The sequence below is a fragment of the Carnobacterium sp. FSL E2-0243 genome, assembly GCF_038003605.1.
Taxonomy (GTDB): Bacteria; Bacillota; Bacilli; order Lactobacillales; family Carnobacteriaceae; genus Carnobacterium; species Carnobacterium maltaromaticum.
On the sequence record NZ_JBBOPM010000001.1, the window covers coordinates 2,943,037 to 2,969,542 of the forward strand.

At 33.6% G+C, this 26,506-nt stretch carries 29 protein-coding genes; 8 read left to right on the forward strand and 21 right to left on the reverse strand.

Annotated features, from left to right (window positions below):
• Positions 1–101: 101 nt before the first annotated feature.
• The 8 genes from MHI00_RS13970 to MHI00_RS14005 all read right to left on the reverse strand — a co-directional run bounded on the left by MHI00_RS13970 (position 102) and on the right by MHI00_RS14005 (position 7,257).
• Positions 102–1,478 carry a UDP-N-acetylmuramoyl-tripeptide--D-alanyl-D-alanine ligase gene (locus tag MHI00_RS13970; protein WP_010053370.1) on the reverse strand — a complete coding sequence of 459 codons (1,377 nt, stop codon included), beginning with the start codon at positions 1,476–1,478 and terminating at the stop codon, positions 102–104.
• Between the two features lie 449 nt (positions 1,479–1,927).
• Entirely contained in the window at positions 1,928–3,007 is a 1,080-nt protein-coding gene (locus MHI00_RS13975; protein WP_010054511.1) for a D-alanine--D-alanine ligase, read from the reverse strand.
• A gap of 135 nt (positions 3,008–3,142) precedes the next feature.
• Positions 3,143–3,460 (reverse strand): DMT family transporter, encoded by a 318-nt coding sequence (locus MHI00_RS13980; protein WP_010054510.1) that lies wholly within the window; start codon positions 3,458–3,460, stop codon positions 3,143–3,145.
• Positions 3,460–3,786 (reverse strand): DMT family transporter, encoded by a 327-nt coding sequence (locus MHI00_RS13985; RefSeq protein ID WP_010054509.1) that lies wholly within the window; start codon positions 3,784–3,786, stop codon positions 3,460–3,462. The genes MHI00_RS13980 and MHI00_RS13985 overlap by 1 nt, the downstream gene beginning before the upstream one ends.
• A 207-nt stretch (positions 3,787–3,993) precedes the next feature.
• Positions 3,994–4,758, reverse strand: coding sequence for a hypothetical protein (locus MHI00_RS13990; protein ID WP_341114380.1), 765 nt, complete (start codon positions 4,756–4,758; stop codon positions 3,994–3,996).
• A gap of 140 nt (positions 4,759–4,898) precedes the next feature.
• Positions 4,899–5,801 carry a zinc metalloprotease HtpX gene (gene htpX / locus MHI00_RS13995; RefSeq protein WP_341114382.1) on the reverse strand — a complete coding sequence of 301 codons (903 nt, stop codon included), beginning with the start codon at positions 5,799–5,801 and terminating at the stop codon, positions 4,899–4,901.
• Between the two features lie 221 nt (positions 5,802–6,022).
• Positions 6,023–6,577 (reverse strand): LemA family protein, encoded by a 555-nt coding sequence (locus MHI00_RS14000; RefSeq protein ID WP_010054505.1) that lies wholly within the window; start codon positions 6,575–6,577, stop codon positions 6,023–6,025.
• 206 nt (positions 6,578–6,783) lie between these two features.
• Positions 6,784–7,257, reverse strand: a complete 474-nt coding sequence (locus MHI00_RS14005; RefSeq protein WP_010054504.1) for a Dps family protein — start codon at positions 7,255–7,257, stop codon at positions 6,784–6,786.
• A gap of 276 nt (positions 7,258–7,533) precedes the next feature.
• Here MHI00_RS14005 and MHI00_RS14010 point away from each other — a divergent pair, with 276 nt between their 5' ends.
• A complete protein-coding gene (locus MHI00_RS14010) occupies positions 7,534–8,304 on the forward strand; it encodes an SMI1/KNR4 family protein (RefSeq protein WP_341114388.1) in 771 nt (256 codons plus the stop codon).
• A 90-nt stretch (positions 8,305–8,394) separates the two neighbouring features.
• On the opposite strand, the gene MHI00_RS14015 is transcribed toward MHI00_RS14010, so the two are convergent.
• Positions 8,395–9,129: a class A sortase gene (locus MHI00_RS14015; protein WP_010054502.1), complete on the reverse strand. Its 735-nt coding sequence runs from the start codon at positions 9,127–9,129 to the stop codon at positions 8,395–8,397.
• 234 nt (positions 9,130–9,363) lie between these two features.
• Positions 9,364–9,828, reverse strand: a complete 465-nt coding sequence (locus MHI00_RS14020; protein WP_010054501.1) for a hypothetical protein — start codon at positions 9,826–9,828, stop codon at positions 9,364–9,366.
• Between the two features lie 344 nt (positions 9,829–10,172).
• On the opposite strand from MHI00_RS14020, the gene MHI00_RS14025 reads away from it, so the two are divergent.
• Positions 10,173–10,832: a VTT domain-containing protein gene (locus MHI00_RS14025; RefSeq protein WP_035064540.1), complete on the forward strand. Its 660-nt coding sequence runs from the start codon at positions 10,173–10,175 to the stop codon at positions 10,830–10,832.
• A gap of 389 nt (positions 10,833–11,221) precedes the next feature.
• Here the strand turns inward: MHI00_RS14025 and MHI00_RS14030 are convergent, their stop codons facing one another.
• Positions 11,222–11,620 (reverse strand): hypothetical protein, encoded by a 399-nt coding sequence (locus tag MHI00_RS14030; RefSeq protein ID WP_010054499.1) that lies wholly within the window; start codon positions 11,618–11,620, stop codon positions 11,222–11,224.
• A gap of 124 nt (positions 11,621–11,744) precedes the next feature.
• Positions 11,745–12,014: a 30S ribosomal protein S14 gene (gene rpsN, locus MHI00_RS14035; RefSeq protein ID WP_341114396.1), complete on the reverse strand. Its 270-nt coding sequence runs from the start codon at positions 12,012–12,014 to the stop codon at positions 11,745–11,747.
• 234 nt (positions 12,015–12,248) lie between these two features.
• On the opposite strand from rpsN, the gene rpmG reads away from it, so the two are divergent.
• Genes rpmG through MHI00_RS14060 form a run of 5 tightly spaced genes read left to right on the forward strand, consistent with a single transcriptional unit; the run spans position 12,249 to position 15,805 of the window.
• Entirely contained in the window at positions 12,249–12,398 is a 150-nt protein-coding gene (gene rpmG / locus MHI00_RS14040) for a 50S ribosomal protein L33 (protein WP_010054493.1), read from the forward strand.
• 31 nt (positions 12,399–12,429) lie between these two features.
• The gene (locus MHI00_RS14045; protein WP_341114399.1) at positions 12,430–13,734 is read left to right on the forward strand and encodes a metal ABC transporter substrate-binding protein; all 1,305 of its coding nucleotides are present in this window, start codon (positions 12,430–12,432) and stop codon (positions 13,732–13,734) included.
• A 60-nt stretch (positions 13,735–13,794) separates the two neighbouring features.
• A complete protein-coding gene (locus MHI00_RS14050; protein WP_057001667.1) occupies positions 13,795–14,898 on the forward strand; it encodes a YibE/F family protein in 1,104 nt (367 codons plus the stop codon).
• Positions 14,895–15,656 carry a YibE/F family protein gene (locus MHI00_RS14055; RefSeq protein ID WP_015075523.1) on the forward strand — a complete coding sequence of 254 codons (762 nt, stop codon included), beginning with the start codon at positions 14,895–14,897 and terminating at the stop codon, positions 15,654–15,656. Before MHI00_RS14050 ends, MHI00_RS14055 begins: the two co-directional genes overlap by 4 nt.
• Before the next feature lie 26 nt (positions 15,657–15,682).
• Entirely contained in the window at positions 15,683–15,805 is a 123-nt protein-coding gene (locus MHI00_RS14060; RefSeq protein ID WP_010054487.1) for a putative metal homeostasis protein, read from the forward strand.
• A 111-nt stretch (positions 15,806–15,916) separates the two neighbouring features.
• Here MHI00_RS14060 and MHI00_RS14065 read toward each other — a convergent pair whose 3' ends face one another.
• From MHI00_RS14065 to MHI00_RS14080, 4 genes are all read right to left on the reverse strand, one after another.
• Entirely contained in the window at positions 15,917–17,593 is a 1,677-nt protein-coding gene (locus MHI00_RS14065; RefSeq protein ID WP_341114403.1) for a hypothetical protein, read from the reverse strand.
• 110 nt (positions 17,594–17,703) lie between these two features.
• Entirely contained in the window at positions 17,704–18,195 is a 492-nt protein-coding gene (locus MHI00_RS14070; RefSeq protein ID WP_015075521.1) for an SRPBCC domain-containing protein, read from the reverse strand.
• 140 nt (positions 18,196–18,335) lie between these two features.
• Positions 18,336–19,007, reverse strand: coding sequence for a ribose-5-phosphate isomerase RpiA (rpiA, locus tag MHI00_RS14075; RefSeq protein ID WP_035064555.1), 672 nt, complete (start codon positions 19,005–19,007; stop codon positions 18,336–18,338).
• Between the two features lie 31 nt (positions 19,008–19,038).
• Positions 19,039–19,497 (reverse strand): ASCH domain-containing protein, encoded by a 459-nt coding sequence (locus tag MHI00_RS14080; protein WP_041555002.1) that lies wholly within the window; start codon positions 19,495–19,497, stop codon positions 19,039–19,041.
• A 286-nt stretch (positions 19,498–19,783) separates the two neighbouring features.
• On the opposite strand from MHI00_RS14080, the gene MHI00_RS14085 reads away from it, so the two are divergent.
• On the forward strand, positions 19,784–20,164 hold the full coding sequence (locus tag MHI00_RS14085) for a VOC family protein (RefSeq protein ID WP_035064561.1): 381 nt from the start codon (positions 19,784–19,786) through the stop codon (positions 20,162–20,164).
• Positions 20,165–20,211: 47 nt separating this feature from the next.
• Here the strand turns inward: MHI00_RS14085 and MHI00_RS14090 are convergent, their stop codons facing one another.
• The 5 genes from MHI00_RS14090 to gntK all read right to left on the reverse strand — a co-directional run bounded on the left by MHI00_RS14090 (position 20,212) and on the right by gntK (position 26,497).
• The gene (locus MHI00_RS14090) at positions 20,212–20,643 is read right to left on the reverse strand and encodes a hypothetical protein (RefSeq protein WP_010054478.1); all 432 of its coding nucleotides are present in this window, start codon (positions 20,641–20,643) and stop codon (positions 20,212–20,214) included.
• 141 nt (positions 20,644–20,784) lie between these two features.
• Positions 20,785–21,765: a phosphate acetyltransferase gene (gene pta / locus MHI00_RS14095; protein ID WP_010054477.1), complete on the reverse strand. Its 981-nt coding sequence runs from the start codon at positions 21,763–21,765 to the stop codon at positions 20,785–20,787.
• A gap of 178 nt (positions 21,766–21,943) precedes the next feature.
• On the reverse strand, positions 21,944–22,624 hold the full coding sequence (locus MHI00_RS14100) for a uracil-DNA glycosylase (RefSeq protein ID WP_341114415.1): 681 nt from the start codon (positions 22,622–22,624) through the stop codon (positions 21,944–21,946).
• Positions 22,625–22,815: 191 nt separating this feature from the next.
• Positions 22,816–24,165: a gluconate:H+ symporter gene (locus MHI00_RS14105; RefSeq protein WP_187958182.1), complete on the reverse strand. Its 1,350-nt coding sequence runs from the start codon at positions 24,163–24,165 to the stop codon at positions 22,816–22,818.
• Positions 24,166–24,958: 793 nt separating this feature from the next.
• Positions 24,959–26,497, reverse strand: a complete 1,539-nt coding sequence (gntK, locus tag MHI00_RS14110) for a gluconokinase (protein ID WP_015075513.1) — start codon at positions 26,495–26,497, stop codon at positions 24,959–24,961.
• Positions 26,498–26,506: the final 9 nt, after the last annotated feature.

Below are 26,506 nucleotides of genomic sequence, written 5' to 3' on the forward strand. Positions count from 1 at the left end.
TCTTCTCCTTCAGGATACATTTTAGTCACTAAAACTAGTATAACAAAATTGTTTTACTTTGTTATCCGTCTTCAGACTGATTCCTCTTAATTTTATCATGTTTACTTAGTCAGTTCTACTACCACTGCTAATAAATCTGTTCCTAAACTCGATTTCACGAGGACAAAATCATCTTTTTTTATAATCTTTTTCAAGCTAGTAATCAACGTTAACTTATCGTCTTCAAAGTAATGTAGCTGTTCAACTGGATACGTTTCTTTGAGAGCTTCATATAGAACTGCCATCTCATGACCAAATAAAAAGACTTCGTCTATTTTAGTCGACTGAATATGTCCAGCCACACTAGCATGTAACTCACAAGAAGTTTCACCTAATTCTAGCATGTCTCCCAAAACAGCAATCTTTCTGCCCTCATTCATTAGTTCACTAAAATTATCTAAAACAGCTTTCATCGCAGTTGGATTTGCATTATATGCATCATTTAAAATCATGCTATCATTAATTCCAGCCAACCACTCTGTTCTGTTTTTAGTCAAATTGAATTTTGCCAGCTCTGGTGAAGCAACTTCGACTGAAATTCCCAATGTGAAACCTACCATTAAAGCGGCCATTGCATTGGTTACATTATAAGTTCCAAGAACCGGAATACTACATTCAATTTCAGGTGCAACATTTGTCGTGAATTTTGTTTGGTACATACCCGGCTCAATTGTGACTGGATACATATTATTAGTCTTCCCTGTTCCAAATGTAATTCGTTGCTTAGGCTCTAACTCTTGAACTAAAGGACTTAAAAGTTCCTCTTCTCCAGGATAAATCAATGTTCCATTTTTTTTCAATCCTGCAACAATTTCCATTTTTGCAGCGGCAATCCCTTTACGAGAACCTAAGTATTCAATATGTGATTCTCCAATCATCGTGATGACTGCTACATCTGGTTCAGCCAACTCCGATAGTACTTTAATTTCCCCTGCATGGTTCATGCCCATTTCTAAAATAATGACTTCTGTTGAACTAGGCATCTCTAAGATAGTCATTGGCAAACCAATATGGTTATTAAAATTCCCTTGAGTTTTATGGACTTTAAACTTACTGCGGATCACTGCTTCGGTCATATCTTTAGTGGTAGTTTTTCCGTTACTTCCAGTAATACCAACTACCTTAGGATTCACTACTTTTAAATAGTATTTAGCTAAATCCTGTAAGGCTTTTAAGGTATCTTCTACCACTAAAACTGGAAAACCTACTGGAGCTTTTTCAATTGCTTCACTCCAAAAAGCAGCAGAAGCCCCTTTTTCAATAGCAGATTGAATATAATCATGACCATCATTATCACCTTTTAAAGGCACAAATAAGGATCCTTTTTCTAGTTTTCTTGAATCAAATTCAACTTTATCGACTTCAATTGTCGTCCAATCAGATAAATCATTTGTTGCTCCGACTGCTAATGCAATTTCTTTAAGACTTAACACATCCATTTATTTGTATCCTCCTTATATAAAAAGTTTGTTGAGCCGATTAGGCCTAGCAAGAAAATAGGGAAATTTGATGTGGCGTTTTTTGCCACCTCGAAATTTCATCTTTTTCTCGAAGGACTGGCTCAAAAGAACTAGCCCAAGAAAAAGTTTGTTGAGCCGATTAGGCCTGGCAAGAAAATAGGGAAATTTGATGTGGCGTTTTTTGCCATCTCGAAATTTCATCTTTTTCTCGAAGGACTGGCTCAAAAGAACTAGCCGAAGAAAAAGTTTGTTGAGCTGATTAGGCCTGGCAAGAAAATAGGGAAATTTGATGTGGCGTTTTTTGACACCTCGAAACTTCATCTTTTTCTCGAAGAACTGGCTCAGAAGAACTAGTTCATATAATTGTGAGAGTTAGAATAGAATAAGTTTATTAAAAAGCTGAACATTTCTGTTCAGCTTTTTATTTCTTATTCGTCGCTTTTCATTTGGTAAGCTTGACGCTCTTCAAAACGGCGTAAAGCTAACTGAATTAGCTCTTCTACAAGATCACCATAGCTTAATCCAGTATTTTCCCACAAAAGAGGATACATACTAAACTGAGTAAAACCTGGCATTGTGTTCACTTCATTAATAAATATTTCATCATTAGCTGTGACAAAAAAATCACAACGACTTAATCCGCTACCATCCAATACCTCGAAGGCTGCTGCCGCATACTCGCGTAATTGGGCTGAAACTGAATCAGGTACTAAAGCCGGTATTTGAAGTTGAACATCGTTGGTTAGATATTTAGAATCGTAATCATAAAAATCAACTGATTTTACAATCTCTCCTGGAACTGATGTATGAACATCGGCATTCCCTAACACAGCTACTTCTATTTCCCGAGCCTCAATTCCTTGCTCTACAACAATTCGTCGATCATATTTCAAAGCTGTTTTAATTGCCGAAATCAATTCAAAGCGATTTTCAGCTTTGGTAATTCCAACACTAGAACCCATATTTGCAGGCTTAACAAACATTGGATACAACAAACTTCCTTCACATCGCATAAATACCTGCTCTTCATCACGTAACCACTCATTTTTTAAAACTGCTACATAAGGAACTTGTGGAATTCCTGCTTGCTGAAATAGGTACTTACTAATTATTTTATCCATTCCACATGCGCTAGCTAAAACTCCAGTACCCACATAAGGCATATTGATTACTTCAAATAAACCTTGGACTGTTCCATCTTCACCATTAGGTCCATGAAGAACTGGGAAAATAACAGCATCTTCTTCTTTTAAAGAAGTTGGTTGTATTTCAACACCACTTAATTGTTGATCATTAGTAGTTTCGTCATTAAACTTAAATTTTAGTTGTTCATGATTTGTTACTGGTTCAGTTAATACGGGGCCTTTAATCCATTGCCCTGCTTTAGTAATGTAAATAGGTTGAACTTCATAATATTTATAATAGACTTCTTTAATAATCGAAAAAGCAGTTAAAATTGAAATATCATGTTCTGCACTTTTACCACCATAAATTAGAGATATTTTCATCTAATACGTTCCTCCAAGTTTTACTTAAAGTTAATTTAAATTCCTAGTGAATCAACCGTATTGTAACATACTTTTCGAATCCATGAAATAACAATTTCATTCAGAGAAAACAATCTCAACTTACTTTACTTTATTCTAATGCGAGGTCAATTTTAAGCCAACTACACCGATAATAATCAGCGTGACAAAAATAATTTTTTTGAAGCTCCGGCTTTCACCAAAGAAAATCATCCCCCACAAGACACTCGCTGAGGCACCAATTCCTGCCCATATAGCATATGCCGTACCAATTGGGATTGTTTTAGAAGCAATTGATAACAAATATAAACTCATCCCCATAACAATCATGGATAAAATACCATAAGATTTCAATCTAAAGCCTTCTGATTTCTTTAATAAGACTACAAAACCCAACTCACAAAAACCAGCCACAACCAAACTAATGAATCCCATTATGCTTCTCCTCCTTCACTTAATTTCAAACCTAATATTCCAACTAATAATAGAGACAAGGCGGTAATTTTCAACAAACTTACGGATTCACCTAAAAATAGCATTCCCATAATTGCTGTACCAGCTGTGCCAATTCCCGTGAAGACTGCGTAAGCAACTCCTACACCTAATTTTTTCATAGCTTTTTCTAAAAAAATAAAACTAATAACAATAAAGACAATCGCAATTATACTAGGAATTAGTTTTGAAAAACCATAAGAAGCATCTAGATAATACGCCCAAATAATCTCACAAATCCCTGCAGCTATTAAATATATCCATTCCATTTTAAAATCCTCTTTTCTTTTTTTGTTTACTTACCCTTTAGCTTTTTAATTGCTAATCATCCACTGTCTAACATTCAGACCACTCTCCTTAATTAATTTTTGTTTGACTTATATGTAAAAAAATAGGCCCTAGAATGCATGGCACATTCTAAGGCCGAAATTCTCTACTAACTTTATTTTATTTGTTTGGTATCTTAATTTTTATTCTTACATACTCGTTAATAAGGATTCTACTTCTTCCACTGACCATGAAGCATCCTTTCGATCGTAGCAAATTGTTGCTAAGCGTTCACGATCTGAAAATGGTTTTCCCACTTCTCTTAACCGATCCTCAACTAAAAAGACAGGTATACAATATAGATTATCACGAACTTCAACTTGTTTCAAGGAAAATAAAGCCCCTTCTTTTAAATAAGGTACTAGCTCATTTATTAAACAGGTTGGAATAGGTTCAATCGGTTGCGGTTTTTGAAAGAAACTTCTTTTTTCATTCATCTTTTCTGCCAATGCACTTGTCAAAGTCCTACTCAATAATGCATAAAATTGATCTAAATAACGGTAATAAACTTTTGACATCGCATCTGGTAACGTTAAATAAATGAAATTATTTTGTAATTTATAATAAAAAGGTGAATGAAGGTGTGTATGAGCGTGAGCAATATAAAGGAGTTCTGAAATTTCAACTGGGGTCAGTTGACGCAAAAGTTCGATACTTTCAAAATCAATCCACTTATGTGCTTTTTCAGGGAATTTACTACAGTCATCCAGATACCGTCGAACATTTTCACGTCCACGAATAATTCTAAAGCCTGTATGTGACTCAAATTCTCCGACACCTTTTTTTGCATCTAATAACAGAATATTTTTAGGTATCTTTCTCAACGACTGCTGAAAATGATTAATATCCATACCTTTACTCAACACATGGTTCGTAACACTGTCTAGATGAACATAAATATATTCTGTTGCCACAATGCAAATCCTCCCCCTAGTTTTCTTCTTACTCCTATTGTACTACTAAACGAACAATTAATCTGTATCAATTGTATGATATATCTATTACAATTTTCTTTTGTAAACGCTCTATTGCGTCAATATGGTGACAATTATTCTTACATTTTTTCTAAACGCTCAATTCGATTGCTTGTCTCTGGATGTGTCGCAAAAAAAGAATCTTTTGTTTCATCTTTTTCTTTTTTAAACGGATTTTCAATGTATAAAGCTGCACTACTTGGGTCAGCAGATTCCATCGGTTCACTCTCTGAAATTTTACGTAAAGCTGAGATTAAACCCTGTGGATTCCTTGTTAACTCCACTGCAGATGCATCTGCTAGATATTCACGATTACGTGACAAGGCCATTTGAACCATTGTTGCAGCCAACGGTGCTAAAATCATGAAAACAATTGATAGAATCAGCATAATGGCTCCTCCACTATCTTTATTATTACTGCTGCTTCTACGGCCACCACCACCCCAAATCATCATACGAGTACCAATACTAGCTAATAAAGCAATAACAGCAACTAAAGCCAAAGCGATGGTCGATAGGCGGATATCATAATTGCGGATATGAGATACTTCATGGGCCATCACGCCTTCTAGTTCTTCACGATTTAATTTGTCTAACAATCCTGTTGTACAAGCTACAGAAGCATTCTCTGGGGAATTTCCAGCAGCAAAAGCATTTGGGCTTGGATCGTCAATGATATAAATTTTCGGCATTGGAATACGCGCAACTATTGAAAGTTCTTCAACGACATTCCACAACATTGGATACTGCTCTTTACTAGTGATTTCACGACCCCGATTTAGCCCCATCACTACTTTTGTTGAATTAAAAATCATCATAGCCATATAAATCAAAGCTAAGACTGCTGCCAAAACTACACCGGATACAGCATTATTCCAATTCGCATAACCCACTGCGGCTCCAATTAAAGCCACTAATACAAAAAACGCAAACATCACAACAATCGTTTTCCGTTTGTTTTGTTCAATTTGTTGACGTAACATTATTCATCCCTCTTCTCATAAGCCCATATAGTAGATACTTTCTACTATACAATTAATTAAATTCGTGTTAGTTTTGACTAAAAAAGCCACTTAGAAAAGAAAGAGACTAAGCTCTTTAATTTTTAAGGGGCTTTCCAAATTATTTTATCCACCCCAAAAACTGGTGTCCCTCTATACAAAATAGAGGCGTTTCTTTGCTATGATTCATTTTCACAAAGGGCTTAGAAAGAAACTTTTGGTACTGCTTTTTCTTCAGTTGGCGTTTCTAGCATTTTTTCTTCAGTGAATTTATGAATTCCAGCAACTATATTACTTGGAAATGCTTGAATTTTAATATTATAAGTTGCCACGCTTGAATTATATAATTGACGTGAATAAGCAATTTTATTTTCAGTTGCTGTTAACTCTTCTTGTAATTGTTGGAAATTTTGATTAGCTTTCAAATCTGGATAGCTTTCACTCAAAGCAAAAATAGTTTTTAATGAATCACTAATTTGATTTGAAACTTGCATTGCTTCCTCGTGGTTCCCTGCTGGAACTTGAGTCAATTGATTACGCATCTCTACTACTTTTGTTAAGGTATCTTTTTCGTGAGCTGCATACCCTTTAACTGTTTCAACTAAATTAGGAATTAAATCATTCCGACGCTTTAATTGTACATCGATTTGACTCCAAGCCTCTTGTACCCATACTCTTGCCTTAACTAATCCATTGTAAATGCTTGCATAAAATAAGACTAATAAAACAATAACTACTATTCCGATAATCCATCCCATTACTATTCCACTCCTTCACAGTACTTTCTTTCTTAATCCTATCAAATAAACCTACAAAAATAAAGTAAAGTTTCTTATAAACTAAATAATTCTTGACCTTTTTTTAAGAATGAAACATTTCTGTCAAAAATTAAAAAAAGTGCGTTCTCAAAAACTTTTTCTCAAAGCTCCAAGAACACACTTCATAAATTACATTTTATTGATTATTATTCGCCTTCTAATGGTGACTGACCTAAGAATGCTTGTAACATCCAAATATTTTTATCAATTTCTGTTTTATACCCAATTAACATATCTTGTGTGCAATCGTCTCCAGCTTCACCAGTCAACTCAATACCTTCAACTAGCTCATCACGTAAGATACGGTAATCATGAACAACTGATGCTACCATGTCTTCAGCTGAAACTTTTTTAGTGTACGGTTTTTCTTCAATTGAAGCATGTTCTAAATACTCAGATAAAGTTGAGAATGGTTGACCACCGATTGCGATTAGGCGCTCTGCAATCACATCGTTATTGGAATCGACACTACCAAATAATTCTTCAAACTTCTCATGTAATGTATAAAAACTAGCACCTTGCACATACCAGTGATGTTGATGTAACTTAGTGTATAACACACCGTGGTTGGCAACTAATTTGTTTAAGATTCCTTTAACATCAATATTTGTTTTTTGCATATAAATCATCCTCCTGTTTTTAATTGAATTAATTATCACTTTATAATAATTATAAACTAAACCATTGCAATTGTCCATCTAGAATTAACTATTTATAGACAATTAAAACTTTTTATTATTTGTTACTTACTTAACAAGTATACCTTTTTACCTCTATTAATTCAAATCATACACCTTTGCCTTTAACCGATTTGCTTTCGTTTCTAGCTTAATGCTAAAATACAACTAACTCTTCATCTTATTTATTAAAACTACTAAAATGTAAGGAGTATACGAATGTATTTTATTAAGCATAACTTATTTACAGTTCCTGCTATTTCTATTCCTAGTCAGTCTTTCTATAAAAATTACCGCATCCAAGATTTACCTGTTTCTTATTTAAATTTATTAGATGAACAAAACGGTGGCTATTTGGCTTTTAATTTAGTGCCCACTACTGAGCCTACTCGAGATGGATTAGATTCTGTTGGTATTCATTACCTATTTGGACTGCATGAAGATTTTGGAACCAGTATTTTATTCCAAGAGCATTATCATAAAACTTTTTCTTTACCTGAATATTTAATTTTTTTCAGTGTAAACGATGACCAACTTTGGGCATTTGATTATTCAAATGTAACAAATGGCGAACCTAGTATTCGCTATATAGATATGGATACAGATCAATGGCTAACCATAGCAGATAATTTTGCTACTTTTCTAGATTTACTACAAGTAGCTCCACCAGATATAAATGAAGAAAAAATTTTGTCTCGACTTGAGGCAAATCACAGCTTTTTATTAGGCTCTGACGATGATATTAGCCAACTGCTTACTCGTTTTGAAACAGAACCTGATAAAGTCTGGTACTTTAATTGGCTGGTGGAACTACTGATCCATAAAAATCAGGATGTACAGCAAGCGGTTTTTTCTGCTTTTGAAACGCAAGTACTCTATTTTAATCCAGTTTTACCTCCTACTAGTCTAACAATTGCTAATTCATTCAAAAAACTAGATCCAAACTTGATTGACCAAGAACGTTTAGCCATTCTTTTAAAAGAGCTTTAATAGGCTTAATTTAGAGACTAAACAGCGTGTTTCCTTTACAAAAATCAAAAAAAGACTTAGCCACTAACAAATAGGGCTAAGTCTTTCAAATTAATACGTATTCTTCTCAATATCAAATGCAGCTTTCATCGCTTTTGTTGCTTTTTTCATAGGTACTTTCTTCTCAAAGGTACCTTGGACAACTAATCTTTTTGACCCATCTGGATTACAAGTTACTAAAGTTACTAAAGTTTGTCCCTCAACATCATCGATTAGATCCACTCGATCAGGATTAACTGTTTCAATAAAGCTAGTTTTATAAACATACACATATTCCAAATCGGTTAAATAAATTTCATCACCCATAGCAAGTTTATCTAATGGGCTAAATAATAAGCCTTTATCAATCATATTGTGACCTGCTAAAGCGTAGTTTCCTTCACCCATAACTTGATCAGGCTTCATTGTTCCAGCACCGACAGCTAAATTGTAATTAGATATCCCTTTAATAATTGGCAGATTAATAGCTACATCAGGAACTGCAATTCCCCCAATTACCGCCATGTCATCTTGATATAAGCGCGCTCGGATAATATTTTCAGCGTCCAAATCAACGACTTGAGAAAAATCAAATTCTCCATCACGAGTATGGTTCTTTTTAATTTGAGCAGCTGTTACAGTTGAAACATTATTATTGTTAGACATATTCTTAACTAACCAATCTTTAATTGGATTTAAGAATATCAGAAATAAGCCAATTATTAAAAGTAGTACTGCCACAGTATTTATAATTCTATTTTTTATATTGCTTTTTTTAGTTTTATTTTTTTGTTTTTTTGTTGTCATTACAACTCTCCTTTTATTGATTTAATAATTTTAGTATAACTTAAATTCTTTCAAAAATATAGGTTCTTATCTTCTCTTTTTCTATTTATAAGATTAAGCATCCTCTTTTTTTCAAAAAAACAGACTGATGAACAGTATAAAATAAGCATCTTCAAAAAAACGACACAATTTTTTAATAAACTATCTAAATTTACCTTTAAAAAGGAAAAAATCAAAGTTATTCGCTCACTTATTTCAACGTTCTGATTTACTTTCCTTAGCTGCTTCCAAATAGCCCTCAATAATTAAGGGTGTAACTGTATTATTCAATTGCCGAAATTCAAGTAAATATTCATTAATTTCCTTGTCTGTAATAGCAGCATTATTTTGTTTTTTCTCAATTTGTAAAAAATCAAAGATGGCCTGTTCCATTAGGACTTGATTCTTTTCCATTTCAACTAAACTTAATCCTAAATAAAAATGGTCTCTTCCCATTTTCAAGTACGAGTCTGCATCAATTCTTTTGCTATCAATTGCCTTAATTCCATTCGTTATTGTGGAAACAATCGGTCCACGATATTTTTCTATGTAAATTGTCCTATCTTCTGCTTTTTTAGTCAAACTCTTAACGATATAATTAGAATACCAGTATTCTGAAAACCTAAAAACATTTTTAGACATTATCGTAATAATGTTATCTGAAATTTTCCCATCACCCATGTCGCCACCCCCAAAAATACAAATAAGCGTTATTTTTCAATCGTAATATAACTAAAAAAAATGATTATAGCAATAAAAAAATTATTTAACTATCTATACATCCAGTTATTTAAAACCTGTTGAATTGCTCCTCTATTATACTTCTTTTTTCTTGTTTCGTATAGATTACTTTTATTTATTTTCAACTAACCTCTGACTACTTTGTCAAAAAATTCTATTTTAAAGTTTTAGTCAATGATAGGAGTATCATTACTGACTTAATTTTGTTACACTAACTTGTACAAGGAAAATTCGGATAAGAAGCTCTCTAATTGGGCTAAAAACCTTAAGGAGCTTAATTAACTATGGAATTTTTGACTCGTTGGATTGAATTTTTTCTCACGATTGATGAGCATCTGAATACTTTTGTCAATCATTATGGGTTTTGGACCTACTTAGTTTTATTTTTAATCGTCTTCATTGAAACTGGTTTTATTATTTTCCCTTTTTTACCAGGGAACTCATTATTATTTGCAGCTGGAGCAATCGCAGCTTTACCTAATGAATTAAATCTTTTATGGTTAATTCTTACATTTTCAGCAGCTAATTTTATAGGTGCTAGTATCAACTACTCTATTGGAAAAAAATTAGGGTTGGATTTTCTTAGCAATTCCTTCTTTCGGCATATTTTAAAACCGCAACAAGTACAGGATACTATTGCTTTTTTTTATAAGTATGGTGGTAAAACAATTTTATTCGCTCGTTTAATGCCTTTTGTTTGGACTATTACACCTTTTATTGCAGGTGCTAGCAAAATGTCTTTAAAAATATTTGCTTTTAATAACTTTATTGGCAGCTTAATTTGGGTCTCTCTCTGCTGTCTATCTGGATTTTTCTTAGGAAGAGTACCTTTTATAGCAGAACATTTTTCAATTGTCCTACTTTTTGTTATTTTTTTATCCCTTATTCCAATACTCGTCTCCTTTTTCAAAAAAAAGAACACTTACTGCACAAAAAACACATGACATCCAATTTTACAAAGGTGATGTCTGTGTTTTTTCTTTTACTATTCATTTTATCCTAATTTAATAGTAGATTTTAAATCTCTAGCGAACTCAATTAAATTCATGTATGATTTACTACAAGAAATACCCCTTCGTGAATCGGCAATTTCTGTAACGAAACAAAAAGCTGAGACCGAAAATTCTCAGCTTTTTTTATAGAACGGATTGTACGGGATTTGAACCCGTAACCCTATGAGCTAAAACCCACGTACTCTACCAATTGAGTTAACAATCCAATTAATCTTACTACTTAGTTTAGCAAGTAACTGTGCCTTTTTTATGGTTTTTTTCTTATTTTTTTCTAACTCTTATAAGGAAAAATAAAGAATTATTTTGATCGTCTCTCTTCATCATTTATTTTGACTATTTTCTTTATAAAAATCAACGCTTGTATATTCTTCTTCGTTAACCATTTTAATTGCTCCAACAAACCCTTTATTTTCTTTGTATTCATCCATAATAGATAGTTCAAGTAAGCCTTTTTTAGTCTTAATTATAATCCCTCTACTATAGTTATTTACTTGATATGTTCCAGAATAATTTGTCCCCTCACTTGTTACTATCTTTGCTCGCTGATTCTTTAAAAATTTTATTTCACCATGTATCCCCTCACTTGTCTGATAAACCCATGTTGAATCTGCAATTGCTTGGTTTAAGTTCCCCTTCCTGTAGGATAAAAAAATCCCACTATATAAAGCAAGCAAAAAAAAGATAGCAATCACTAACGGTCCCTTCTTCGTTTTCTTCATTGGTTTCCCCTCATTTCTCTTTTCACTACTTTTAATCTAACACATTTACTTAAATAAGCAATTGTTGCGTATAAAATAAATAGAGCAAGGTAGAAAATAAGCCATTTTCTACCTTGCTCTTATATTACCAGCTAGCTTTTTTTACGCCAGGTATCTGGCCTTTATGTGCAAGTTCACGAAAATGAATTCGTGACATGCCGAATTTCCGCATATATGCCCTCGGTCTTCCATCGATTAAATCTCTATTCCTAAGCCTAGTTGGACTTGAATCTCTAGGTAATCTCCTTAGAGCTTCTATATCTCCACTCGCTTTTAGTTCTTCACATAAATCTTGATATTTAAGCACAGTTGCTTGTTGTCTGCGTGCTTTAGCAATTTTAGATTTTTTTGCCAAATTATTTACTCCTCCTTCTCAAATCGAAACGATTACGTTTAAAGATACACCTTCTTTTAAAAAAAAGCAAGCTTAAAAACTTTAATTTCTTTAACTGAATCCATCACTAAATAAAAAAAGTATTTGACGTATTCAATGAGCTATGTTAAATTTAATTCTCAATCGTAATCATTACGTTTTGAATAGTTGATTCTACAGGTTAGCTATCGTTAAACTAGATAAGGAGGAGTATACATGCGAGTTCAAATCATTTTAGAGTGTGTCGAGACTGGTGAACGCAATTACCATACGACTAAAAATAAACGCACGAATCCCGAGCGTATCGAGTTGATGAAATATTCACCTAAATTAAGAAAAAAGGCCCTTTATCGAGAAACAAAATAAAGCAATTATTTATTCAGGAGGAATTTATTAAATGAAAATATCTAGAAAGTTAAAATTGTTGTTACCTTTATTAGTTGTTATCTTAGTAGTGGTTGGATGTACTCAACCAGGAAAAACGAGTGCTCCACAAGAAAAAACAAAATTACAGGTTGTTACAACCTTTTTCCCAATGTATGATTTCACTAGAAATGTGACTAAAGAGCATGCAGATGTAACCATGCTTATGAAAGCTGGCGTTGAACCTCATGATTACGAACCTAGCGCTAAAGATATTGCGAAAATTGCTGATGCTGATGTTTTTATTTACAATAGTGAATATATGGAGACGTGGGTTCCAAGTGTATTAAAAAATATTGATTCGAAAAAAACTACAGTCATTGATGCTAGTAAAAATATCCCTTTATTAGCTGGTTCTGATGAACATTCGGAAGAAGATTCAGAACATCATCATGATACCGATGAGCATGAAGAAGAGCCACATTTTCATCTCCACGGATTAAAAGATCATTATCATACAGGTGACACGATTGAATTGGAAGGGCATGCTCCTGATAATTTAACTTTTGACCATTATCAATGGTTTAAAAAAGAGGCAACTGAAACTGAATTTACAGAAATAAAAAATGAAACCAAAGCTTCACTCACTCTAAAGGTTAGTGAAGAATTAGCTAATACAGAAATTCGCGCAAAACTAATTGATGCTTCTGGAAAAGTTGTAGCAGAAACTGACTCCAACAAGATTATTCTAACTGATCATCATGACGCTGAAGAAGGTTCTGATACTAATGAGCATGATCATGAAGGACACAGCCATGCTTTTGATCCTCATATTTGGTTGGATCCAGTAATTGCTCAACAACAAGTTCAGACGATTAAAGACGGCCTCGTTAAAGCAGATGATGTCAACAAAAATAGTTATGAAAAAAATGCTGCTAGCTATATTGAAAAATTGAAAAAGCTAGATAAAGATTTTGAAAACGAGTTAAAAGATGCTAAAAATAGAACGTTTGTGACTCAACATACGGCTTTCGCTTATTTAGCTAACCGTTATAACTTAGAGCAAGTAGCCATTTCAGGTTTGTCTCCAGACTTAGAACCAAGTCCTGCTAAACTGGCGGAACTAAGTGATTTTGTTAAAGAAAACAATATTTCAGTTATTTATTTTGAAAATAGTGCTTCTCCAAAAATTGCCAAAACACTAGCTAGTGGAACTGGTGCAGTCTTGGAAGTGCTTAGTCCCATTGAGGGTGTTTCACAAAGCGATCAAGACAAAGGCATTGATTATATTAAAGTAATGGAAGCTAACTTGAAAGCATTAAAAAAGACAATTAAATAAAATTGTAAAAAAGAGACTAGGATGTATTATCCTAGTCTTATATAAAAAGAGGGACAAAAAATGAAAGCTAGTATGAATTTTAAAAAAATAACCGTCCTTTTAGTCTTAATTTGTAGTGCAGCTCTACTTTTATTTGTTCACACAAACTATGAGTTTTATACGACTCCTATTGGGAAAATAACAGCGATAAAAGAAAATAACAACTCTGTTTCTGACTCAAATAACGGAAATGAGAAACAACTATTTTCACAAGATTTAACGGTAACAATCATGAATGGTACTTATAAAAACAAACAGTTGCTCATTGAAAACACTTATTCTTTATCTGGTGCGAATGATTATCATTTTGCTGTTGGGGATGAAGTATTTTTACAACCCATTACTAACGACTCTAAAACAGGAATAATTAAAGAGGTGAAGCGTGATAAATTCGTAGCGCTTTTAGCTTGTGTTTTCATTCTTGTATTAGTTGCTGTTGGAGGAAAAAAAGGCTTGCTTTCAGCAGTTAGTCTAATTGTAAATATTCTAATTCTATTAGTAGCTATGTATTGTTACACTCAGTTAGATAGTTCTAGTTTGGTACCAATTTGTGCCCTACTCGTTCTTTTATTTACACCTATTTCTTTACTCCTTGTTAGTGGCAATCATCCCAAAACCTATACGGCGATTATTGCGACTTTATTGGGAACCTTTAGTGCGTTTCTAATAGCTGCCTTCGTTCTTCATATAACCAATGAAAAAGGCCTACGTTATGAAGAAATGGCCTTCATTACTCGCTCACCACAAAGAATATTTTTGGCAAGCATTTTAATTGGTTCATTAGGCGCAGTCATGGATATTGCCATCACAATGGCTTCATCTATGTATGAATTATATGAAAAAGACCCGGATATTTCTTCCGATAAGTTGATTAAGTCAGGCCTAGAGATTGGTAAGGATATTATGGGTACAATGATCAACATCCTCTTTTTTGCTTATGTTAGTGGTGCTATTCCTATGATTTTATTGTACTTAAAAAATGGTGCTGCTTGGGGTTATACAATTTCAATGACCCTTTCGTTAGAAATCGCTCGGGCTTTAGCTGGCAGTATTGGAATTGTTCTAACCATTCCAATTGGTTTATATACCTCACTCTTTTTTATTGAGAGGGGGCGAAAAAAATGATAAATGTTTTAGTTCTGTTGGCTATTTTATTATTTGTTTTAATGAAGTTAATTGGAGGTGAAAAAGGGACTCGTTCCTTCATCGCGTTACTATTTAACTTTGCTATTCTTTTTTGTACAATTTTATTATTAACTCTCAACCAATCACCTTTGCTCATTACATTTGGTGCCTGTATTCTTATCAGTTGTATCAATTTATTTTATATTAATGGATGGTCAGTAAAAACTATTTCAGCATTTATTGCAACTTTACTCACCTTACTATTTTCATTAATTTTTGTTTTTTTAGCTAGCTACCATACCCATACTCAGGGGTTTGGCATGGAAGAAATTGAAGAACTAGGAGCTTTCTCCTTATATGTTGATATTAACTTTATTCAAATAGGCATCTGTGCCATTATTATGGGTATGATTGGTGCTATAACGGATACTGCAATGGCAATAGCTTCTGCTATGAATGAAGTCTTTCTGCATAATTCTGACATTAGCCGAACAAAACTCATTAAATCAGGTATGAATATTGGCAAAGATATTTTAGGAACTACGACGAATACATTGTTTTTTGCTTTTCTAGGAAGCTATTTAGCATTGATTATTTGGTTTACAGATTTATCGTATTCATTTGGTCGCATTATCAATTCAAAAGTCTTTGCTTCTGAAGCAATTTCTATTTTTTGTATCGGAATCAGTGCTGTTTTAATTATTCCAATCACAGCAATCATCATGGCTTATTATTTAACTAAGAAAAAAAAGCCTTAACATTTATTATGGAGGTGTGTTTATTAATGGCTGAAAAAATTGATTTATCTAGTGCTAGACGTCGCTTAAAAAGTCCTAACATTAAAACAAAAAAAAGAGCTTTAAAAGTAATTTTAGATGATAAAAAAAGAAAAAAAGGGATTAAATAGATCGAATCTCTAACTTTTTTATCAAACATACCGTTTATTCGAACTACTAAACTCAGTTTAACAATCAAAAAAATTCCTCGCTTAAATTTAAGCAGGAATTTTTTTGATGAATTAATTATTCTCTTTTACCTCTACCTTACTCAATTCTTTAATAGCTTCATTCATTAAATAGTATTGTTTTTCTATATAACGGAGAGATTGCAAATCATAATTGTTTATAACTACTGTACTTCTCCCTAGTAAAACAGAATTTTTAATCATAACCTGATCTTTAATTTCGGATAACTCATGGCTAAAAATAAATGTTTCAACTGCAGCCTCGTCAATATGCTCGAATAATACTTCTAGCTCAATCTGTTCTTTCATATTTTCAACTGGCATATTTTTAAGCTTTGTTTGATAAATAGACCAGATATGTTCTATATATCCAACGGTTTTTATCAGTTCTTTGTACTCTTTGCTACTAATTTTTTTCTTAGTCATATCTTCAAAATCTGGCTCAGGAAAATCATTTAAAAGATCATTCTGTTCACTGATAGAAGATGACATCTCCATTTTCTCTTCATCGCTCTGTAAATGAGAGGGTTTAACTAATGTTATAGGACCTTCTATCTTCTTCTTTTGTTTAAATTTTTTATTTTTTTCTTTCAAATCAGCTAAAAGACCCTCTTTAATTTTTATGGTTTGGACTAATTCAGTAATTTGATTTTCATAATTTTTGTTCAGTAACATTAATTCTTCGATTTTTACTTTTATTTCCTGTTTGTAATCTGATCTTTCATTTTCTATTTGCGCTATTTTCTTAATCAGTTGGTTATTTTCTGTTTGTAAAGTTAGCAACTTCTGGTGGAATTCATCTTGTAAACCAATTTCATCATTTTCTTTGTTGTCTACAATTTTTCCCGTTTTGCTTTTTTCTGATTCAGCTTTTATAAGCTTTCTTTCCAGTTTGCTATTTAATTCTTCTAACCGGAGAATTTGTAAGTTTAAAGTTGTTATTAGTTCTTTATCTGCTATAAACAATTCATTATCGTTGGCATTGACTGTTTGAGTAAGATTCCTTCCTGAATTAGACTTTGCATTGTAATGACTATTAGTTCCAGATTTCTCCATGCTATCGTCTTGTTTTTCAACAGTAGAATCAACTGTTTCAGTGAGCAAGTCATCTAATTTTAATTGGAGTTGAGATAAGGCCACCTTTTGCCTCGTTGGTAGCTTTCTAGTCTGTTCTTCATCTTCCTCAATTTGAATCACCTGTGTAGTTCCCTCAGTGTGAAGAAGTGAGTCTATTTCACTCAGTTCCTTCTTTTTCCACTCAATAATGCTTAAATTACGACTAGTCTTTTGTTTATCAATAGCTTCAGCCAAACTAATAGCGAAAAAACGTTTATTTAAATAACCAAACTGCACAAAAAAATTCAAAAAAAGTTGAACTTTATGTTTGTCTGATAATGTAAATATTTGATATACAACTAAGCTAGGATTATTTTCCATAAAATTTTGAGCATAGCTATCCGCAACTTTCGCTATCATTTCTGAATCTGATTCGTCTCCATCAAAATTGAACTCAACTAAAACTTGTTTAGTCAAATCACTGGGATAATTTAACCAGTCTGGATAGTGGACATCACTTAATTCATGATTATCTGATTGGTTTCCTACTAACTCCCTGGCTACTTGATTAACAACATCATGTAGGAAAGAATTTTTTAAGTAAGTGACCTCTTGTTTTGCATCTAATATTTTTTGTTCCTTGAATAATTTAAATGTTAATTCAATTGAATTCATATCTTTCTTCTACCCTTTTACTTTCTATTTATTAACTAATTGTCTATAAGAAGCACATTCTACTGTCTTTTTTTTATGATTCAAAACATTATTCTTCTGTATTTAGAGTCCTAATTTCCCTCTAATTTAACTAACTCGCTCTTATATTTTCCAACTAGTTCATCGAATTCATCTTGATTAACAGGTGTTTCAATTTTTTTAATCAATACAAGTTGAATTCTACGCAAACACAGGTTCCAACCTGCTATATCCCGAGGTGTATGTTCAGTTATATTTTTTAGTTCTTCACTAAAAATCAATTTAACATTATCATTATCTAAAGGCTCAAGTTGAAATAAGACGGAATCTTGATCCCATTCAAATCCAATTTTTGTTTTCTTTACATACTTTAGAATGGGCATTTTAATGCGCTCTGTTGGCGTCATAATGAAATTAAAATAACCCTCTTCACCTAATTCACCAACCTCAAGTTCGTGGAACCATTGAGCTAACCCTTCATTTGTTGTTAATAAATTCCAGACATCTTCTAAACTAGCTTCTAAATTCAATTCAAAGGATACTTTAATTTCCCCATTAGCCTGTTTAGTCAACTTCTCATTCATTTGCTAGTCCCCCTTTGATCAACTATTTCCAACGTTTACTTATTCTATCATATTTCATAACTAGACGACAGATTCTAACTTATTGTATGTATAAAAAACTTGTAAAAATGGTGGTCATTTTTACAAGTTTTTCTATATTTTTAACGTGCTTCGATTATCTTAGGACCATCTGTATAGCCAACTATAATAGTATTTACACAATCTAAAAATAGTCCGTGTTCTACAACACCCGTCAAACCATCTAAAAACTCAGCTAATTCAAAAGGTTTTTTGATTTCATTCAAATGTAAGTCAATTAATAAATGACCACCATCAGTTTCATATTTTTGTCCTTCTTCATTTAGCCTAAATGCTGGTTTGTAGCCTTTTTCTTCAAATAAACGGAACAATTGTAAACTACCGTATTCCATTACTTCAACCGGTAGTGGGAATGCTCCTAGTTCTTCAACCATTTTGCTTTCGTCTACAATCCAGATTACTTTGTCAGAATAAGTGGCAACTATTTTTTCAAATAATAACGCACCACCTCCGCCTTTAATACCTTGAAAATCTGAACTAATTTCATCTGATCCATCTATAGTAATATCAATATGATCAACTTCATCAACACTTTTTAAAGGAATACCTAAAGCTTTAGCTTGCTCTGCTGTTCTGTTAGATGTAGTCACACCCGTAATAGTTAAACCTTCTTTAACCATTTTCCCAACAGCTTCAACCATATAATAGGCTGTTGAACCTGTTCCTAAACCAACAACCATACCCTCTTTAACATATTCTGCTGCTTTTTCTCCAACCATCTGTTTTAAATTCAATTGATTTCCTACCTCCTAAATAATTTTGTACCTAAGCTGCATAAACTAATTCAAATTGTTCACAAACAATAAGCATCTCTTCATTAAAAGATAAACCATACGTTGCTAAATGGCGTCTAAAAAACTCTTCATGAACACGGCGCCAATACTCCAATGTTCGATCGCCTTCACCCTCTGCAATTGCAAGCTCTTCAGTAACTTGGTTAAAAGCACACGTTGTCACTTTTTGAATTTGAATAATTCCTACCGCCTCTTGATTCCCATCTAATATAATTGAATAAGATCCCTCAGTTGGAATAGGCTCATTTTCGACTTGATAAACTTCAAACGCACTACTTGTTGCTGTTTTTAACCCTTCTAATACTAGCCCACTAAGTTCATCTGCCATTTCCTTAGAATCACCAAATGCCCAAGCTTCACAAGTTTCTGGTGCTTGGCTATTTTGCATTCGAAAACTACTCCATAATTTTATTGCGGACTCATTTTCCATTTATTTCACACCTTACTGTTTTCTAAAAAAACTAAATCTAACAAGTTCTATTGTATTGAACTAAGCTTTATCTATTTTTTAGATTAATTAAGTTTTATTTAAGACCATTTTATTGTACCATAGTTTAATTGATTTAAAACTCAAATAAACAGAAATACTTCTTAAGATTTAACGATTCTATTCAAGTATGCAGTCAATTAAAAGTTAATTTTTGCATTCTATCACCTAAACCGTTTATACTGATAGTCCAAGAACATAAATTCATTTTAAATACGGAGGTAAGAACATGATTGAATCAGTTGGACAAGTAATGTTATACGTTAACGATCAAAAGGCTGCTGCTGAATTTTGGACGCAAAAAGTCGGTTTTACAAAATCTACTGAGGTGGACAACGGAGATGGTACTTTTTCAATTGAAATTGCCCCAAAAGAAACCTCTGATACTAGCTTTGTTTTACATGACCGTAAGATTGTCGAAAAACTACACCCAGAATTAAATTTAGGAACGCCTTCAATTTTATTTAGCGCTTCATCTAAACTTGAAACTCTCTACGCAGAATTCCAAGAAAAAGGTATTACGGTTGGTGACCTAATTGAAATGCCGCAAATGAAAGTTTTCAACTTCGCTGATAGTGAAGGAAATTACTTTGCTGTACGCGAAGTCTAAAATTAATAAAGAGACTGAGAATTTTCATTTCTCAGTCTCTTTGCTTATTAAAATAGAATTTTAGTGATACGTTGAATGTTTTTCATCATAGCATCTGAAGACTCATCTTGTAATTTTTCAGAACGCTCAAATGCTTCTACATCAACACTTTGCTTCGTAGCATCAATACTATCTGTCATTGCTTGACAGCCTTCAACAAAGTCTTGATATGCCTTTAATAATTGTTTATGAACACCTAATACTTTAATAGGTGGTTTCAAACCATTTAAAGTTGCGTTAATCCCACGGTATTTTTCAGTACCAGTTGCAAATTTTTCTTTGATTGTCGTTAATTGTTCAATTGAAATTTCAGAGATTTTGTCGTTATCTAGTGCTGTTCTTACTACTTCAAAATGTTCATTAAGAAGCTCACCATTATCTTCAGTATCCGTAATGGCTGTATTTACTGCTTGGATGTAATAATTAATATTATTTTTCATTCGTTTCTCCTAGGACTGTATTTTAGTTTAACTAACTAAATCTATAACATTTATTATACCTTGTATCTCTTATTCCGTAAACTAAAACAAGTATTCTCACTAAATTCATAGTGAAAATACTTGTTTCCTTAAATATATAGTTTAATTCATTAAGCTTTGTGCAGCTGTAATGATTGATAATTTATAAACATCTTCTTCGTTACATCCACGAGATAAATCAGAAACAGGTTTGTTTAAACCTTGTAAAATAGGTCCAATTGCTTCAAAGTTACCGAAACGTTGTGCAATTTTGTAACCAATATTTCCTGATTGTAATTCTGGGAAAACAAAGACAGTTGCATGACCAGCGACTTCAGAATCTGGTGCTTTTTGTTGACCAACAGAAGCAACATATGCTGCATCAAATTGTAATTCACCATCGATTTGAATTTCAGGAGCCATTTCTTGCGCAATTTTCGTTGCTTCTTCAACTTTTTTAGCTTCTGGAGCATTTGCTGAACCTTTTGTTGAGAAACTTAACATTGCAACTTTAGGATCAATATCAAATAATGCAGCTGTTTTAGCACTTTCTACCGCAATTTCAGCTAATTCTTGTGCATTTGGATTTACGTTAATAGCACAATCTGAGAATAGATATTTTTCATTATCGCGACCACGTAACATAATAAACGCACCACTTGTTCGAGAAACTCCTGGTTTTGTTTTAATGATTTGTAATGCTGGGCGAACGGTGTCTCCAGTTGAATGAACAGCACCACTAACTAAACCATCTGTTAAGCCCATGTAAGTTAACATTGTACCAAAGTAGTTTTCATCTTTAAGCATTTCTCTAGCTTGCTCTTCAGTTGCTTTGCCTTTACGACGTTCAACAAAAGCCGCAACCATTTCATCCATAGCTGGATAGTTATTCGGATCAATAATCTCAATATTATCCACAACGAAACCACGTTTTTTAGCAGCTTCTTTAACAGCTACTTCGCTACCGATTAAAACAGGGGTTACTAGTTCTTCCGAAGCCAAACGAACAGCTGCACCAAGAATACGAGGTTCAGTTCCTTCTGGAAAAACAATTCTAATTTTTTTTCTCACAATTTTAAATTTTAGGCTATCAAATAACTCCACAAAAATTCCCTCCAGGATATACAATTATTTTTTTCTTTCTCTATCATACTATCTTTTCCAAAAAAATAACAGTTTTTTCAGCTGTTTTCTTTTAAAAATCCTTAAAAATTAGTAATTGTGAACAATTTATTAAAATTTGACTAGTACAGTTTATCGCTAAACTTATTGTTACTATTCTCTAAACCTGTTTTGGCAGTTGCCAATCAATAGGTGTTTGACCAAAGTCAACTAGAGCCTTATTGGCTTTAGAAAAGGGTTTTGAACCAAAAAAACCACGATAAGAAGATAATGGGCTTGGGTGTGGAGAGGTAATAACAACATGCTTTTCTGTATCAATCAGTTGTTTTTTGGCTATTGAAGGATTCCCCCATAAAATAAAGACCAAAGGCTTTTCATGTTCATTTAATTTTTTAATGACGGCATCCGTTAATCGCTCCCAGCCTTGCCCACGATGAGAGTTCGCTGACCCACCACGAACAGTTAAGACTGTATTCATCAATAAAACCCCTTGTTCAGCCCACGATTTTAAATAACCATGATTAACTGGTGTAATGCCTAAGTCATCTGCTAATTCTTTATATATATTTACTAAAGAAGGAGGTACCTTTACATTTGGTTGGACCGAAAAACTTAACCCATGTGCCTGATTAGGACCATGATAAGGATCTTGTCCTAATATAACAACTTTCACCTGGTCATATGGAGTCCATTCAAAGGCTTCCCAAATATGATTCATCGAAGGATAAATAGTTTGTTCCGCATATTCTGTTTTTAAAAATTCTCTTAATTCTTGATAGTAAGTAGATTCAAATTCTTCTTGTAAAATATCTTGCCAATCGTTATGAATAATTGTTTTCATGATTATCATATCGCTCCTTATATAAAAATTTTGTTGTCCTAGCCTAAAATTCCATTATAGCTAAATTCAGCTAAATATTTAATTATTATGTCGTAACCAACTAATAATAGTTTACATTTCAAGTATAACAGTTGATAGGTTTAATTTAAAAGAAAAAGTCAGATTTTCATAAAGAAAATCCGACTTTAAAATTAAACGATTAAATTCAAAGCTAAGGCTCCTAATAATCCCGCAACTGAAATAATTGATTCTAAAACTGTCCATGTTGCAAAAGTTTCTTTAATCGATAAATTGAAATATTCTTTGAACATCCAGAAACCCGCATCATTTACATGAGAGGCAAACAAACTACCTGCTCCTGTAGCAATTACCATTAGTGCTGGGTCTGTTCCTGTCGCTGCCATCAAGGGAGCTGCAAGTCCAGCAGCTGTTAAAGCAGCCACGGTAGCAGAACCTAAACAAACTCTTAAAACTACTGCAATTACCCAACCTAAAATTAAAGGAGATAAAGTTGAACCCGCAAATAATTGAGCGACATAATCTCCGACTCCACCATCTAGTAATACTTGTTTAAAAGCACCACCGCCTCCAATAATCAATAACATCATAGCAATTTGTTTAATCGCTTCTTCTGCTGATTTCATAATTGCTGGAATTGTTTGTTGGCGACGAACTCCCATTGTATAAATAGCAAATAATAAGGATAATAGCATGGCCATACCTGGTGTACCTATCAAAGCAATGACTTGTTCATACAACGGAGATTTATCGGTTATTTTCCCACCACTTAGCAATTCATAACAAGTTGCAAGCGCCATCAATATAACTGGAAATAAAGCTGTGAGTGTACTAATTCCAAAACCTGGAGTATCTTCTAGTGTAAATTTTTTCTGTTCCCCCAATGCTTTTATATTCCCGACACGATTAAATGCATCTGGAACAATTTTCTGAGCTACTTTAGTATACATAGGACCTGCCAGAATACTCGTTGGAACAGCAATGACAATACCATACAACAATACCATTCCGATATTTGCACCGTAGATGCCTGCGATGGCTGTTGGCGCAGGATGTGGCGGTAAAAAACCGTGTGTAACAGAAAGTGCTGCTGCCATGGGAATTCCTAAATATAGAATAGAGATACCGAGTTCACTAGCAATTGTAAAAATGATTGGTATTAATAAAACAAGACCTACTTCAAAAAACAAAGCAATTCCAATGATAAAAGAAGCAATTAAAACAGCAATTTGAATTTTTTTACGTCCAAATTTATTAATCAATGTTGTAGAAATACGATAGGCTCCACCAGCATCTGAGACTAACTTTCCTAAAATTGCTCCAAACCCAAAAACCAAAGCAAGATGACCGAGTTGACTACCAACCCCCTCTTCAACAGTAGTAATAATTTGAGTTAAAGGCATTCCCAAACCAATAGCAACCAAAATTGAAACAATAATCAGAGAAACAAACGTATTTAACTTAACCTTCATAATCAAAAACAAAAGAATCAAAACGCCGATACCTACTATTAATAATTCCATCAAATTCCTCCTAGTATAAAAAGTTCGTTGCGCCGGTTAACTCCAACAAGAAAGATAAGAAAAATTTGAGATGACACTTTTTGACAGCTCAAATTTTTATCTTTTTCTTGAGGAGTTGGCTCATAAAAACTAGATTAATAAAAAGCTTGGTGAGTTCGTTCAGGCTCGAATGAAGAATAGGGAAATTTGATGTGGCGGTTTTTGCCACCTCGAAATTTCATCTTTCTTCCGAGAGACTAACTCATAAGAGCTAGCCTAATAAAAAGCTTGGTGAGTTCGTTCAGGCTCGAATGAAGAATAGGGAAATTTGATGTGGCGGTTTTTGCCACCTCGAAATTTCATCTTTCTTCCGAGAGACTAACTCATAAGAGCTAGCCTAATAAAAAGCTTGGTGAGTTCGTTCAGGCTCGAATGAAGAATAGGGAAATTTGATGTGGCGGTTTTTGCCACCTCGAAATTTCATCTTTCTTCCGAGAGACTAACTCATAAGAGCTAGCCTAATAAAAAGCTTGGTGAGTTCGTTCAGGCTCGAATGAAGAATAGGGAAATTTGATGTGGCGGTTTTTGCCACCTCGAAATTTCATCTTTCTTCCGAGAGACTAACTCATAAGAGCTAGCCTAATAAAAAGCTTGGTGAGTTCGTTCAGGCTCGAATGAAGAATAGGGAAATTTGATGTGGCGGTTTTTGCCACCTCGAAATTTCATCTTTCTTCCGAGAGACTAACTCATAAGAGCTAGCCTAATAAAAAGCTTGGTGAGTTCGTTCAGGCTCGAATGAAGAATAATAGTTGCTCTATTTACTATATTTCCGCTGAAAGTCAGCAATTGCTTGAAATTCATTTTGTAATAATCGTGTTGTCCGTATAAATATAGGCAGTAATTCACGATAAACCGGGAAATGAGCTTCATTAGGTGTATGCTGATTTGTTACACCTATCATTTTAGAGACCTCTTCAATCGAATCAATTAAGCCTAAACTTTCCATTCCTATCACTGCTGCTCCTAAACAAGAACTTTCGTAACTTTCTGGAATAGATACTTCTTGCTCAAAAATATCTGCCAGTAACTGACGCCATAATGCTGAGCGAGCAAATCCACCTGTCGCATGAATTCTCTCGGGACGTTCCACTAGTTCTTCTAAAATCAACATCACAGAATACAGGTTAAAAACAATTCCTTCGAGAGATGCGCGAACCATGTGAGCTCGAGTATGCCTTGTTGTCAAACCTAGAAAAGCGCCTTTAGCATTAGCATCCCAAAGTGGAGCTCGCTCTCCACCTAAATACGGATGAAAAAGCAATCCATCTGATCCTGCTGGTATCTTTTCAGCAATTTGAGTTAAAATTTCATAACTGTCTACTTGCATTTGCTCTGCTGTTATCTTTTCTGGAGCGAATAATTGATCTCTAACCCATCTAAAAACAATTCCACCATTATTGACTGGTCCACCAATGACCCATTTGTCTTTCGTTAAAGCATAGCAGAAAGTTCGTCCTTTTGGGTCAGTAACAGGTTTATCTGTCACCATTCGAACAGCGCCACTTGTTCCAATCGTTAGAGCTAACGTTTTGCCATCAATGGCGTTCACTCCTAAATTTGACAGGCATCCATCACTTGCACCTACAATAAATGGCGTTTCCACAGGTAAGCCAATGACCTCTGCATAAGATTCATTTAAGCCCGTGACTTGATAATCTGTTTCAACTAATTGAGATAACTGGTCCACAGATATATCTAGTAGGGCTAAAACTTCTTGGTCCCAATCAAGTTGATGAATATTGAATAATCCAGTTGCTGAAGCAATTGAGATATCCACTTTAAATTGGCCAAATAATTTATAAAATACATATTCTTTAATTCCGATAAAATGAGCTGTTTTTGCAATAAGTTCAGGCTGCTCTTTTTTCAACCATAAAATTTTGCTTAAAGGTGACATTGGATGAATCGGCGTTCCAGTACGATGATAAATAGCTAAACCATCCTTATGGTTCTTTAATTCTTCCGCTTGATGATAGGCTCTGTTATCTGCCCAAGTAATGCAACGTGTCAGCAATTGTTTTTCTTGATCTAACAAAATCAAACTATGCATCGCACTTGAAAAAGAAACTCCCGCAATTCTAGTAACATCCGCTCCACTTTTACGGACAACAGCTGTTAATACATCAATAACCGTTTCAAATATCTCATCTGGATCTTGCTCCGCCATATCTGGTACTTCTTGATACAAAGGATATTCTTTATTCGCGTAGCCCTTCACATTTCCTTTCGCATCATATAAAACTGCTTTTGTACTAGTTGTCCCAATATCAACACCAATTAAATAATCTTTCATTTCCTTCAC